Raw genomic sequence first — 14,483 nt, 5'->3', positions numbered from 1 at the left:
ATGGTATCATAAATTGTGATACTACAAAACAAGAACAACGTAAAACCATTGGTTATAAAAATTACAATATGATTTTAGAAATGAAAGTGCCTTCACCAGGCGAGTCAATTACTGAGGTGGAAATTGCAGAATGGTTAGTGCAAGACGGAGATTATGTAGAAAAAGATCAAGCTATTGCTGAGGTTGATAGTGATAAAGCAACATTAGAGTTACCAGCTGAAGTGAGTGGAATAATTACACTTAAAGCAGAAGAAGGTGATGCTGTAGCTGTTGGTGCTGTTGTATGTTTAATTGATACTAGTGCTGCAAAACCAGAAGGTGGTGAGGCTCCAGTAAAAGATGAAGTAAAAGATGAAGCGCCTAAAGTAGAAGCAGCAAAACCAGTTGCTTCAGAATCTAAAACGTATGCTACAGGAACTGCTAGTCCTGCAGCTAAAAAAGTATTAGCTGAAAAAGGAATAGATGCTAGTGCTGTTTCTGGAACAGGTAAAGATGGAAGAATTACTCAAGATGATGCCGTAAAAGCTGTACCATCAATGGGAACTCCAACAGGTGGGAATAGAGGAACAACACATAGCAAAATGTCTATGTTACGTCGTAAAGTTGCAGAACGTTTAGTTGAAGCTAAAAATACAACTGCAATGTTAACCACATTTAATGAGGTTAATATGACGCCAATTTTTGAATTACGTAAGTTATATAAAGAAGACTTTAAAGCGAAGCACGGTGTAAGTCTTGGTTTTATGAGTTTCTTTTCTTTAGCTGTTGTAAGAGCTTTAAAAATGTATCCTGCTGTTAACTCTATGATCGATGGTAAGCAAATGTTGACTTACGATTTTGTTGATATCAGTATCGCTGTTTCTGGACCAAAAGGATTAATGGTGCCAGTGGTTAGAAATGCAGAAAACTTAACATTTAGAGGTGTAGAATCTGAAGTAAAACGTTTAGCGCTAAGAGCTAGAGATGGTCAGATAACTGTGGATGAAATGACAGGTGGTACATTTACAATTACAAATGGTGGTGTATTTGGAAGTATGTTATCAACACCTATTATTAACCCTCCTCAAAGTGGTATTTTAGGAATGCATAATATTATTCAACGTCCTATCGCTGTTGATGGTAAAGTAGAAATTCATCCAATGATGTATGTCGCTTTATCTTATGATCACAGAATTATTGATGGAAAAGAATCTGTAGGATTCTTAGTTGCTGTAAAAGAAGCTTTAGAAAATCCTGAAGAATTATTGATGGATAATAATGTTATGAAGGCTTTAGAATTATAAGTTATTCTAGATTATATAAAATTTAAAAGCGCAATCTCATAGAGGTTGCGCTTTTTTTTATCCTTTATTTAAAAAGGTAACTAACTAAAAAAATTAATAGCAATATTTGCTGAAATTACGATCACAGAGCTTATAATTAATAAGATCATAAATGCTTTGTCCCTTTTTGTAGTTGATTGTTTTTTCATTGTTTCCATATAAACTTAATGTTTTTATAAGCCCTGAATTATATGTTAATGCAGAGCTTAAAGGTTTTAAACTTGAGGCATGAATTAATAGCTAATGTAAAATTGCAAATTATTATAATACAATACTATACGTAACTTTACGTAATTATTGTTTTCTTATAAAAAAAATAAGGCCTTGAACGTAAGTTCAAGGCCATTATAGTCCCTAAATTAATTAATCTCAAATTTTGAGAGTCAACTAATAACAAAAATTGTTAGTTACAACCCCTACATTGTAACGTAAAGTAAAGGTCAGAAAAATGACAACACTAAACTATACGTAACTTTACGTATTTTATAAGTTAATAGTGGTTTTAAGTGTTTAATAAATCAGAATTCTCTTTAGCCCATATTAATAAACTATTCTGTTTTTGTTCTAATTTTAATTTTTTTATAATATTACTTTTATGTTTTTCTACAGTTCTAGGTGAAATTGAAAGCTGTTCTGCTATTTCTACACCTGTTTTGTTCTTTGATATTAATTCTACAATTCCTTTTTCGTGATTGGTTAATAAATCAAAATTTTCTGGTAGTTTGTGGATCTCTAAAAAATTTAATAACTCGGGACTAAAATAAGGCTTGTTGTTTATGACAGAGGTGATGCAATTTTCAATTTCTACTAATGCAAATTCTTTTAATACATATCCGTAGGCTCCTAAATCTTTGGCATCATAGTATGTTTTCTCATCTTTTTCAAAAGTGATCAATACAATTTTTGTAGGAATATTTTCAGCTTTACATTTTTCGGCAATTTGTAAACCTGTAAAGAAGGGCATTTTTATATCTAATATAGCGATGTCTGGTTTATGTGCTTTTATTAAGGTTAATGCTTCTTTTCCGTTTTTGGCACTTGCTAAAACATTAAATTCTTTTTCAATTAAAAAATCGTGTAGACCTTTTAAGACCAAAGGATGGTCATCAGCAATAATAATGGTAGGGTTTGTTTTATTATTCATACAGCTATAGGTTTAAGAGGTAGAGAGAGTTTTCTGTTTATTTAGTTTAGTGGTTTTATAAATTATAACATTGTGTATTGTTTTAATTTCTTACTTATAATTTTAGGTAGAGATATTTTTTTTCATAATCAATAACAGCCTTTCCTTTTTTTAAGATATCTGCACCAAGTATACCATCTACAGGGTCGGCTTCATGATTAATAAGCCCGTTGTTAACATGTGATAGATTAAATAGAATAAGAGCGACACGATTTTTTTTCCATTTCCCAACTTTAACGGTATTGGAATTAGAAATTTGTGTCAGCATGTCAGAAGCACCAGCACCAACCGCTTTTATTTCTGAATCTTTAACTTTAAGGTTAAAACGCTCAATGGCTTCAAAACCTACACAGCTATTAGAAGCACCTGTATCTAGAATAAATCTGCCTTTAATACCATTTATAGTGGCTTTTATTTCAAAATGATTAGTTTTTGTGAACTTCAATTTAACTTTAGAATAGCCTTTATTTGTAAGGAAGTCTTTTAAGGTTTCCATGGTTGTCTTTTATAAATTAATAACAGAATTAAACTAGCAATTATCAAGCCGATAATACTATAAATAATCATATTTATATAATTGAAAGATTTTGCTGGCGTTAGATCTCCAGAATAAATAAAAGCACTCCAATAATAAGGTGATTTTTTAGCATTAGAAATAGTATCAGAATTTAGGTATGCTAATTTAGAACTTTGATTAGCGGAAAAAGCAGATTCAGTTTGCCTAAGGTCATTATAAAAATGAGACATAATTTTTGAGGTGGATAAATCATTAATTTTCCACAGGGAAACAACCATATTAGAGATGCCTGCGTATTTGAAGCCGCGTGCTAAATTCATGCTGCCTTCTCCCTTTTGAAGCATTCCTACACCGGTTTCACAAGCACTTAAAACCACCAAGTCATTCTTTAAATCTAGGTTGTACAATTCTTGTAGGGATAGTTTAGAATCTATAAAATCTATATTTGCTGCCGTTGTAAAATCACCACTATTGGCATGTGTAGAAAGATGTAAAATACTGTAATCGTTAATTTGTTTTAAAACATCTTTTTTAGTTGCAGCGTTGTACATTAAAAATTCTGTTTTAATGGCATCATCTAAGCGTTCTGCTTCATCAATAGAATAGGTGAGTTTAATATTGCTATTGTCAAAAACAGGAAAAACACCTAATGCTGAGTTTTTAAATGCATAAGGTTTTGTGTCGTTATAAAAGGAAGCGCTAGTTTGGTAGGCAATACGATGCTTTTTTACCATAAAAGGCATGTCGGAATAATTAGACGTTGTAGTTGCGCTGGTGAGTAAACTTTCAAAAGGGATAAAATTTAAAAGTCCATCTGCAACAATCACTACATTTTGATACGTAGCGATGTCTTTTAAATTTAATACGGTATAAAGTTGAAAAGCGTTTTTCGTAAATTGTAAAATATCATTATTTATAACTGATGCATTTTCAAAATAACTAATAAATTTAGAAATACTATTTCGATTTGAAACAGTGTTTTCAATACGATGAAAAGCGATATGATTTGGCGAGAAAATAAATTGGTAGATGTCATTATTTCCAGAAAAATATTCAACCAAACAAGCCTTATCTGTTTTTAATTTCGACTTTAAATCTTCAATATTTAAATTGTATAAAGAAGATTTGTTATAGGTTTTAGCAATAGAATATTGTAATTTTTTCAGTTGCGTACTTGTGGTAATAAGTTGTAATTGCAGACTATCGCGTTCTAACAGTTGAGTTCTGTTAATGGGTCTGTTTAGTAGTTTATTAGATAAATGTTGCTGCTGTTTTAGTAACTGTTGTTCTTTTAAGAGAAGACTGTCTTTTGGGTGTTGTTCTAAAAGTGTACGTTTATTAGTATACCATTTTAAGGCTAGGGCTTTGTTGCGTTCGGCATATTGAAAGGCACGTTTTATATAACTGCTTTCACCTTTAATTTGAAATAAATCATATAAAAGACGGATGCATTTTTCACTACGATCTTTATTTGTATTGGCGCTAAGAATGTAGCTTTCTTGGTTGGTGTTTTCTTGTGTAAGCGATTCTGAGATGTAAGAACTTAAATCATAGTACTGTAATTTTTTTTCAGGATCGGTTTCTAATGCTGCCCACAAATCAAAAATATCTATAAATGTATTTTCAGGATATAAATCTTTTGGTTTAGGACGTTGAGTTTTATCAAAATTAGGAAGTAAAATGGCTAAGCAAGTTTTTAGTTTAATTAAAGCTTTATCATTTTCATCTCTTAAATAATGTAATTGTGCTTCTTGAAAATTAAATTTCGCCCTACTTCTTGCAGAAGTTAGTTTGTTGATTTTTATATTTTTTAATAGATTTAAATTAGAATAGGCGGTTTCATAATCTTCATTTTCTAAAGCCGTTTCGTAATTAAGCTGATAGGTTTCAGCATTTTTAGGGTTAAAACTTGGGCCAATAAGGTCATTTTCTAACAATAAACGCTTTTGATTGCTTTCTATAAGTAATTCACTTTTTCTTTTAATGTAATTTAGATTTCTTTTTTGCTGATTTTTTAGGCCTTCAATTTTAAGTCCTTTAGCTACAATAGCCATTACTTGTTGATGCTTGCTTAAGGATTGATAAAGCTTGGCTAAATTGATAAACCCAGTAATTTGCTGTTGATTGTTGTTTTGTTTTTGCGCCAGATTTATATAAAGGGTAATAATCTGTTCAGCTTTTAAGTAAGCGTTAGTTTTATGGTAGAGAATGCCTAGAGGAATGAGGCAATATTCTACAATATCATAAGAATTGATGTGCTGATGAATATAGAATTCGTGAGCTTTTTCATAGCTCGAAATAGCTTCTTTAGAATGATTTATTTTATTGAGAAAATAGGCTTTATTAACAAGAAGATTAATGAAGGCATAATAATCGTCTTTGGTGTTGAGTTGTTTTTCAAATTGAAGACTTTTGATGTTTAATTGCTCTAAACCCTCATTTGTTTGATTTTGATGAAATGTTTCTGTGGCTACATAAATAGATTCTTCTAAATCTTGAGCATAACATATTGCCGATAGCAAAATTAAAAATATAACAAACCCTTTTTTAATCATGTTAGAATTTCCAAATAGCATATAGTTGCAAATAATTGTAATCTTCTTCTAAGTTAAATACATAACGCGCACCAAGACTTGGTCCTATTCGAGCAAAACCAGCTGTAGCTTCCACTAAAAATCCTTTTCTAAAATTGGTAAAAGATTTTGAAACCTCTTCATTGGTAGTGTTGCTATCAAAAAGAAATAAATCAGCACCTTGTCCTTCAAATTGCTCTATTAAAATAGATTGTTCTTGTTTTTCATTTACAGAAAAAGTGCCTATAATTCCAGCACCTAAACCGATATAGTTATTTACATTATATCTTACCAATACCGGAATTTCCCAATCTATATTATTATAACTTTTATTGGTGGTGGTGCGTTCCGTATATGGAAAACCAATTGCGCCATCATCGACAATTTCTTCTTTGATTTCGGTGTTATTTTTAAATTTATGAAAACTGTTTAAAAGTTCTACTTGCCAATACCAACGATACGATTTGTAGGGCGAAATTGTGGCACCAATAAAATAACTTTCAGAATTTTTAAGATCTGAAAATGAATTATAACCCGCTTTGGCACCAATAGAAATTCCTGGTAAAAAACGCGTTGTAGAATAATTGGTAATTATCGGTTCGTTTTTATCAAAGATAATTGCAGTTCTAGATTTTGTTTTTTCTTTATGGAAGTCTTTAGAAAACTTTACACGGTATTGCACAAAACCTTTAGTAGAATCGTAAACTTTTACATTTTTTTGTTCACTTCCAGGAAGATAAATATTTTTGAAAGTAAAAATGGCTTGTTTGTCGGTATAAGTAGTGTCAAGGCAACTATAAGCAACATCGTATTTAGGACAAATTTTTACTTTGGGATACATATCTAAAACTTCAATCGAAGTTTTATCAAACATATCTGGCACATCGGTTTCTAAACGAATGGTTGATGCAGGACCTTCGCCATTATTTTGAAATCTGATTTTAAATTTTGGTCGTTTATATCTTACCAATCTGTAATTAAGAAATGTAGAATTAGAAGACATTTTATTAGGGTCATGCGAGGTTACGATTTCCATTTCCATATCTTTTACGTGGTGGTTGTCATAACTATCATCAGGAACATAAACACCTCTTACTGAAATTATCGCAGAGGTATCTTTTAGCATTTCTTTAGTGGTTTTTAAACTGTAAAATACGTGACGTTCTTCGTTTGGTTCCATATTTTCAAAACGTAATTGACTTGAGTTTCTATAAGCAAATTTAGCTTCTTCTAAGGTTAGAGGAAGATTTCTTCTCACTGTAGTGTCTTGTGGTTTCGCTTTTAAAGACATTATATCATCTTCTGCGGATGCATAATAAACATCAGAATCAAATTTTGAAGCATAAACGATAGCATCTGTTATCTCTTTTTCGTTATGATAGGGCCTTGTTTCAATGAGATTAAAGTTGTCGGTATCATATTTTGCTTCATTATAAAAGAGAAAGAATCTACCATTTGTTGTGTAGGTTTTGGTATTCTTATAACTGAAAACAACAACGATCTCTTCGTTAGGTATAGGTTCTCTATTACGTTGAAGGCTTAAAGCAGAGTCCATGGACGCTTCCTCTTCAAAATTATCATTTGCATTGCTAACATTAATTTTTTTAGGACGTGTTACAGGTGGTTTTCCGGTGTCATAGTTGTTGGTTGCCCATAATCTTACGGTATACTCTCCGTTTTTCTTATATGTTTTTTTAGGATTTTCTTCTTTACTAAAAGTACCATCTCCAAATTCCCAAAAATTAGTGTAAAATGCTTTTGGTGCGCCTGCAATTTGATTAAGTACGGGAGAATCGGCATTAAACTCAACAGCGTTTCCTAAGTTTTTATGAGTAATAGTAGCTGTTCCGCGTGTAGTATCTTTCTCCATTTCTTGCTGTGCAAAACTGAAAATAGAGAAACTAAAAGCTAGACAAAAAAAGTGGATTGATTTCATTTATAGGTGTTTATAGCGACTAAATTTAACAATTATAATTTAAGCAGATTGAAGAACGCACAAAAAGTCAAAAAAATTAATTTCTGACTTGATGACTAAGTAGGTGCTTCTGATTTAAGGCAAATCATTCATTAAAGCTGTTAATGAAGCTTCAGTACCAACTAAAGTCTCCCCTAAATTAAATGTTATTATATCATTAGCGACTATTGTCACTGGTTTGATTGCGTATCTCCATATGTCATCAGATTCTGTAATAAATATTACATGACAAGCTAAGCCGATTGGAATTTGTCCGTAATGCTCACTAAAAATATTTAAGTCTTCATCAAAAGTATCTAAGTAAGCTAAAGCAGGTGCTTCTCCGTCATAAGATAAGTAAATAGCACTGTTTTGATTGTCGTAACCCTCTGGTGCTTGTACTTGAAGTGTTGTTTTTGGTCTTGGATCACTGTAAAAACGATCTACGTTAGTCCAACCAAACCCTTCAATATTTGTATAATAATTTTCGCCTTCTAAGAAAACTTCTCCTTCTTCTTCTTCTTCTTCTCCATTTTCATTATCAGCTTCTTCCCAAGCTAAGTTTCCATCGGCGTCAATTTCTCCATTCCATAGCGTCATATCAGGGTCAGAACTACCTGTCAGGCTAGAAGGGATTATTAACTGAAAACTACAAGTCGTATCTAAAACAGTTCCATTTTGTGTTGCTTCTATAAAGAATTCACCTCCAGAAATTAATAAAGCTTTACCTCCTCCTGGTAACACGCCCATTGTAGGTTTATTAGTGGTTAACATACTTCCTTTTTCAAAAAGCTCAATATATTCTAAAGTAATATCTCCGGTAACAGGATTGCCATTAGCGGTAAGACAATTGGCGTTAATGTTAATTTGAACACCATTTGCTGAGGTTAAAGAAATGTAAGTGTCTTCTGTGTTAAACGTAAACATTTGTGTGTGATTCTCTAATGCAATAGCTCTAATGTTATCAAATTCTTGAGCTGTAGGTGATGCAATATTAGGTGTTTCATTTTGGTTGTCATCTTCTGGATTGCAACTCGTAGTTAATAATGCGGTTACTGTGATTAGGGCAAAAAGGCTGCATAGTTTTTTAATTAAAATAGGTTCTGTACTTTTTTTGAAAAAAGGATTTCTTGTCGTTTTCATAATTATTAGGTTTAAATGTTACTTGTACTTATATAAACAGAGTGGTTAAATTGTTACCTTTTTTATAGGTTCTTTTTTCTGTTGTTACACCCTTATATCAAAACCGGTTTAGAAATGTTACCCCATTTTAGAAAGATTTTTTTTAATTCATTGAAAACAATGGGTTCATGAATGCAAAAAGTCAGAAAAATTAATTTCTGACTTGATGACTAAGTGGGTACTTCAGATTTAAGGTAAATCATTCATTAAAACTGTTAATGAAGTTTTCAGTACCGACTATAGTCTCCCTCTAAATTAAACGTAAACATTTGTGTTTGATTCACTAATAACAAACGATGTTAGCAAGATTTTTATATTTAATTCACTTTAAATCCTAAAGGAATATAAGGTTGAGCAAAATTTGGAACAGGCCCTCCAGCTCCATAAAAATCGGAACTTAAAAACTCAACATTTCCTTGTGTTATTGGATAAGGAACATTAGAGAAATCTGATTTTCTTAATATTCTACCAATTGTTTCATTTAAAAGTGTGTGGCCAAATATTGTGCGTTCTACTTTAATAATATCTCCTGCATTAACAATAAGAGGTGATATGTATTTATATTCTAATTGAGATTGCGAAAAAGAAAGACTGGCAGAGGTTTGCTGATTTGTAGTTTCATTTTTTATTAAAATTAAGTAGTTACCCGCCCAAGTACTTGGATTTTGATACCCAACACTACATATTTCACCATTTGCATTTATTTTCATTCGATATTGATGCGTCTCTAAGTCCATAGTCTCTGGTAAGTCATCATACCCATTTGCTAAGGAAAAAGCATTTGTTATTGCTGTACTTACATAGGATTCATCACATGCATTGTTTGTTGCGTCATCGTCATTGTCACAAGATGTGATTGCTAATAAACTAAATGTCAATAGAACCGCGATTTTTTTTAAGTTTTTCATATTGTTGACTTTAAAATGTTATACGTACTTATATAAGAAAGAGGACTAAAATAGTTGCCTTTTTATAGGTTCCGTTTTTTTCATTGTTACACCCTTATATCAAAAGCTGTTTAGAATTGTTACCCTCATTTTAGAAAGATTTTTTAAATTCGTTGAAAATAATGGGTTCATGAGCGCAAAAAAAATACACGAAGACCAAAAGTATGTTGATGGATTGGCAGCAAACAATACATTTATTACTCAAGCTATTTACGATAAGTTTGCACCTAAGGTGATTAACTATATAAAGAATAATAGCGGGGATACTTACGATGCGCAAGATGTTATTCAAGAAACCATCATTACAATATATAATCAGGCAAAACAGAATAAGTTACAATTAACTTGTCCCTTTGATGCTTACTTTTTCTTGCTTTGTAAACGCAAATGGTTAAATCAATTAAAGAAAAGTGGGAGAAAAGAGGTAACAATTAACGAAGAAGTTTTATCTAAGGATGATGATGCACAAATATTGTCTTTTGAAACTTCTGTTTTTGAAAATAAAGAAGCTTTATTTAAAGAAATGTTTCAAGAACTTGGTGACGCGTGTAAAGATTTACTTAATGCAACTTTCAAAATTAAGTCAATGGAAGAAGTTGCTAAAAGTCTCAATATTACTTATGCTTATGCACGAAAGAAAAAATCCTTGTGTATTGGGCAATTAACCAAACTAGTGCAGGCATCACCTAAATTTAACCTACTGAATTATTAGTATTATGGAAGAACATGATTATATACAGTTTGAAGCTTATGTCTCTGGTGAAATGTCTCAAAATGAATTGTTAGATTTTGAAAATCGCTTGCAAACAGATTCTAAATTAAACGAAGCATTTCAAATTTATAAAGATTTATCTTCTCATTTAAAGCACGAGATTGCTAATGAGCAGGAAGCTTCAGATTTTAAAGCCAATTTAGATGTTGTTTCTAGTCTGTATTTTAATAAGCATGAATCAGGTGAATCTAAAGAAGAAGTGTCTCAAGAACCTAATCTCTTTAAATATATAGTTGCGGCTTCGGTAATGGTTTTATTAGGATTTTTTATGTTCAATCAAGTTTCAGATCCAACCTATGAAGATTACAATGATTTTGATTCAATCAGTTTAATGACTAGAAGTGCTGGTGATAAAATTACCATAGAGGCTGAAGAGAGTTTCAATGCTAAAAATTATAAAGACGCATTAACTGCTTTTAATATTATTTTAGAAGATGATTTTGCGAATTTAGAAATTCAACTTTATAAAAGTATAGCTTTAATAGAAACCAATCAATTTAAAGAAGGTGACGTTTTGCTTCTTAAAATTATAAATGGTAGCTCGGCTTATAGAGATAATGCCAAGTGGATTTTAGCTTTAAGTTATTTAAAACAAGAAAAAAATGCAGCTTCGATCGAGGTTTTAAAAACAATACCAGAAGATGCAGAATATTATAAGTCAGCACAAAAACTATTGAAGAAATTAGATTAACTACACATTATTTTATTCGGTTTATTTTACAAGAAATACTAATATCAAAGTCATCAAAACCAAGATGACTTTTTTACTTTTACAAAATGATAATTACAGATACACACACGCATTTATATAGTGATGCTTTTGACGACGATAGAGCAGAGATGGTTAATCGCGCATTAGAGGCAGGAGTTACACGTTTTTTTATTCCGGCCATAGATTCTTCATATACAGATGCTATGCTTCAACTGGAAAAAGATTTTCCAGAACATGTGTTTTTAATGACAGGATTGCACCCAACTTCGGTAAAAGAGAATTATAAAGCGGAATTAACTCATGTAGAAGATTTATTATCACAGCGTAAGTTTTGTGCTATCGGAGAAATTGGTATCGATCTATATTGGGATAAGTCTACTTTAGATATTCAGATTGAAGCCTTCAGACATCAAATTAAATTAGCAAAACAATATCAGTTGCCTATTGTTATTCATTGTAGAGATGCATTTGATGAAGTTTTTAAAGTATTAGAAGAAGAGCAATCCGATGATTTATTCGGAATCTTTCATTGTTTTACCGGATCATTAGAGCAAGCAGAAAAAGCTATTTCATATAATATGAAATTAGGTATAGGTGGCGTAGTCACTTTTAAAAATGGTAAAATAGATCAGTTTATTAATCAAATAGACATGAAACACGTTGTTTTAGAAACCGATTCACCGTATTTAGCACCAAAACCATACCGAGGAAAACGTAACGAAAGCGCTCATATATATAAGGTGGTCGAAAAATTATCAGAATTATATGGTATCAGTGAAGAAGAAGTTGCTCGTATCACCACAGAGAATTCAAAAACTATATTCGGATTTTAAATGACAAAACAACCTCACATTTTATTAATATATACCGGAGGAACAATCGGTATGATCAAGGATGTATATACTGGGTCATTAAAGTCATTCGATTTTGATAGTTTACTAGTTAAAATCCCAGAATTACATCTATTAGATTGTACTATTGATACTATTTCTTTTGAAGAGCCAATAGATTCCTCTAATATGAATCCTAAATATTGGGGAGATATTGCAACCATTATAGGTGATAACTATTTAAAGTTTGATGGTTTTGTAGTTTTGCATGGTAGCGATACAATGAGTTATACGGCATCTGCACTTAGTTTTATGCTCGAGAATTTAGCAAAACCTGTAATTTTAACAGGTTCTCAATTACCAATTGGTGATTTGCGTACTGATGCTAAGGAGAATCTAATTACATCTATACAAATGGCATCTTTAAATATAGAAGGTTTGCCAGTGATTAGGGAAGTTTGTTTATACTTTGAATACAAATTATATAGAGGGAATAGAACTACTAAGCTTAATGCAGAACATTTTGAAGCTTTTGAGTCATTTAACTATCCAGATCTTGCAGAATCTGGCGTACATTTAAATGTAAATTCAGATTCGTTATGGAAACCAAAACCTAATACCGAACTGATTTTGCGTACGGCAATGGATACTAATGTTGGTATATTAAAATTATTTCCTGGAATTTCTAGACCTATTTGCGAAGCTGTTCTTAAAAGTAAACTAATTAAAGGGCTAATTCTTGAAACTTATGGTTCAGGAAATGCAACTACAGAACCTTGGTTTTTAGAATTAATTGAAAACTCCGTAAGAAATGGATTACATATTATTAACGTGACTCAATGCGCAGGAGGTAGTGTTAATATGGGGCAGTACGAAACAAGTTCTCAACTCAAATTATTAGGCGTTATATCTGGAAAAGACATGACTACGGAAGCCGCAATTACCAAATTGATGTATCTTTTAGGAGAGAATATTGAAAAAAAAGATTTTAAAACAATTTTTGAAACATCTTTACGTGGAGAATTGTCTTAAAAATAACATTATATATTTTAGTGTTTGAAGTTTTTTTCGTTATTTGGCTGCTTGTAATTTTGAAATAAATTATTAGAGAGAGGTGGCCGAGTGGTCGAAGGCGCACGCCTGGAAAGTGTGTATACCCCAAAAGGGTATCGAGGGTTCGAATCCCTTCTTCTCTGCTGATATTTGTGTTGTAATTGCATATTTTTTTTTATCTTTAACACTTTAACTAATAAAATTAAGATTTAGACAATGAAAAGATTATTTTCTATCCTTGCCATAACATGTTTAATGGCTATCGGAACTGTTAATGCTAATGCAACAACATTGGCAACTACAGCAGCAACTGTAACAAATGTAACTCAAGAAGAACCAGTTTCTGAAGATTTGAGTTTCCATCAAGAATTAAAAAAGCGTTTTATCGAAGGTGGTGCAGGCTTTATGGGTGTTGTATTATTATGTTTAATCCTAGGATTAGCAATTGCAATTGAAAGAATTATATATTTAAACCTTTCAACAACAAACACTAAAAAATTAACTCAAAATGTAGAAGATGCACTTAACTCTGGTGGTGTTGAAGCTGCTAAAGAAGTTTGTAGAAATACAAAAGGACCAGTAGCCTCTATATTCTATCAAGGTTTAGATAGAGTTGATGAAGGTACTGATGCTGCTGAAAAAGCTGTAGTAGCTTATGGTGGTGTTCAAATGGGTCAATTAGAAAAGAATGTATCTTGGATCTCTTTATTTATCGCTTTAGCACCAATGCTTGGTTTCATGGGTACTGTAATAGGTATGATTTCTGCTTTTGATAAAATTGAAGCAGCAGGTGATATGAACCCTTCATTAGTAGCAGGTGGTATTAAAGTAGCACTTTTAACAACAGTTTTTGGACTTATCGTAGCTATTATACTTCAAATCTTTTATAATTATATCATTGCTAAAATTGATAGTATTGTAAACGATATGGAGGATGCATCAATTACTTTGATGGATTTATTAGTAAGACATAAAAAATAAAAAATAATTATGAATTTTAAAACTATATCAAAAATACTTGTAGCTATACTTGGTTTTTTAGGTATTATTTTCTTAGTGCGTATTTTAGCGGTAGGAGATGAAGCTATAAAAACAGGAGGTGAAGACGGTTTAGTTGACCCTATGGCTTATGTAGCATATGTTATTTTGGCTTTAGTATTAGTTTTTGTATTGTTTTTTGTAATAAAAAACTTATTTACAAATACTGACAGCCTTAAAAACACTTTAATAGGTGTTGGATCGTTTGCCGTTGTATTAATTATAGCATATGTCATCTCTGGTGGTGATGCTATGTCTTATACTCTTCAAGAAGGAGGATTTGCAAGTGAAAGTACATCACAACTCGTAGGAGCTGGGTTAGTGTCTTTCTATTTACTGTTAGCAATTGCTGCAGGAGCAATGATTTTTGCAGGAGCAAAAAGAATAATTAGCAAATAAT

13 protein-coding genes and 1 tRNA gene are annotated in these 14,483 nt (G+C 31.5%); 8 read left to right on the top strand and 6 right to left on the bottom strand.

Annotation, left to right across the window (positions count from 1 at the left end; translation table 11 throughout):
• Positions 1-68: 68 nt before the first annotated feature.
• Positions 69-1,283, top strand: a complete 1,215-nt coding sequence (gene odhB, locus H0I32_RS06240) for a 2-oxoglutarate dehydrogenase complex dihydrolipoyllysine-residue succinyltransferase (protein ID WP_173588355.1) — start codon at positions 69-71, stop codon at positions 1,281-1,283.
• Positions 1,284-1,824: 541 nt separating this feature from the next.
• Here odhB and H0I32_RS06235 read toward each other — a convergent pair.
• From H0I32_RS06235 to H0I32_RS06210, 6 genes are all read right to left on the bottom strand, one after another.
• Entirely contained in the window at positions 1,825-2,466 is a 642-nt protein-coding gene (locus H0I32_RS06235; RefSeq protein WP_179312610.1) for a response regulator, read from the bottom strand.
• A 94-nt stretch (positions 2,467-2,560) separates the two neighbouring features.
• Positions 2,561-3,001, bottom strand: a complete 441-nt coding sequence (locus tag H0I32_RS06230; protein ID WP_173588357.1) for a retropepsin-like aspartic protease — start codon at positions 2,999-3,001, stop codon at positions 2,561-2,563.
• Positions 2,989-5,598: a CHAT domain-containing protein gene (locus tag H0I32_RS06225; RefSeq protein WP_179312612.1), complete on the bottom strand. Its 2,610-nt coding sequence runs from the start codon at positions 5,596-5,598 to the stop codon at positions 2,989-2,991. The genes H0I32_RS06230 and H0I32_RS06225 overlap by 13 nt, the downstream gene beginning before the upstream one ends.
• Positions 5,579-7,531 (bottom strand): PKD domain-containing protein, encoded by a 1,953-nt coding sequence (locus H0I32_RS06220; RefSeq protein WP_179312614.1) that lies wholly within the window; start codon positions 7,529-7,531, stop codon positions 5,579-5,581. The genes H0I32_RS06225 and H0I32_RS06220 overlap by 20 nt, the downstream gene beginning before the upstream one ends.
• A 114-nt stretch (positions 7,532-7,645) precedes the next feature.
• A complete protein-coding gene (locus tag H0I32_RS06215; protein ID WP_218841323.1) occupies positions 7,646-8,692 on the bottom strand; it encodes a hypothetical protein in 1,047 nt (348 codons plus the stop codon).
• 356 nt (positions 8,693-9,048) lie between these two features.
• A complete protein-coding gene (locus H0I32_RS06210; RefSeq protein ID WP_179312616.1) occupies positions 9,049-9,639 on the bottom strand; it encodes a hypothetical protein in 591 nt (196 codons plus the stop codon).
• 169 nt (positions 9,640-9,808) lie between these two features.
• Between H0I32_RS06210 and H0I32_RS06205 the strand changes: the two genes are divergently transcribed.
• The 7 genes from H0I32_RS06205 to H0I32_RS06175 all read left to right on the top strand — a co-directional run bounded on the left by H0I32_RS06205 (position 9,809) and on the right by H0I32_RS06175 (position 14,482).
• The gene (locus H0I32_RS06205) at positions 9,809-10,390 is read left to right on the top strand and encodes an RNA polymerase sigma factor (protein WP_173588361.1); all 582 of its coding nucleotides are present in this window, start codon (positions 9,809-9,811) and stop codon (positions 10,388-10,390) included.
• 4 nt (positions 10,391-10,394) lie between these two features.
• Positions 10,395-11,141 (top strand): tetratricopeptide repeat protein, encoded by a 747-nt coding sequence (locus H0I32_RS06200; protein ID WP_179312618.1) that lies wholly within the window; start codon positions 10,395-10,397, stop codon positions 11,139-11,141.
• Positions 11,142-11,227: 86 nt separating this feature from the next.
• Entirely contained in the window at positions 11,228-11,995 is a 768-nt protein-coding gene (locus H0I32_RS06195; protein ID WP_179312620.1) for a TatD family hydrolase, read from the top strand.
• Positions 11,996-13,024, top strand: a complete 1,029-nt coding sequence (locus H0I32_RS06190; protein WP_179312622.1) for an asparaginase — start codon at positions 11,996-11,998, stop codon at positions 13,022-13,024.
• Positions 13,025-13,100: 76 nt separating this feature from the next.
• Positions 13,101-13,188: transfer RNA gene (locus tag H0I32_RS06185), tRNA-Ser, on the top strand.
• 73 nt (positions 13,189-13,261) lie between these two features.
• Positions 13,262-14,026, top strand: coding sequence for a MotA/TolQ/ExbB proton channel family protein (locus tag H0I32_RS06180; RefSeq protein WP_173588365.1), 765 nt, complete (start codon positions 13,262-13,264; stop codon positions 14,024-14,026).
• Between the two features lie 9 nt (positions 14,027-14,035).
• Complete coding sequence (locus tag H0I32_RS06175) at positions 14,036-14,482, top strand: hypothetical protein (RefSeq protein ID WP_173588366.1); 447 nt, start codon at positions 14,036-14,038, stop codon at positions 14,480-14,482.
• Position 14,483 lies beyond the last annotated feature (1 nt).

Source organism: Winogradskyella sp. HaHa_3_26 (assembly GCF_019278425.1).
In the GTDB taxonomy this organism is placed as follows: Bacteria; Bacteroidota; Bacteroidia; order Flavobacteriales; family Flavobacteriaceae; genus Winogradskyella; species Winogradskyella undariae.
The sequence above is the reverse complement of the archived record's forward strand: the minus strand, read 5'-3'. Positions and strand labels throughout refer to the sequence as shown.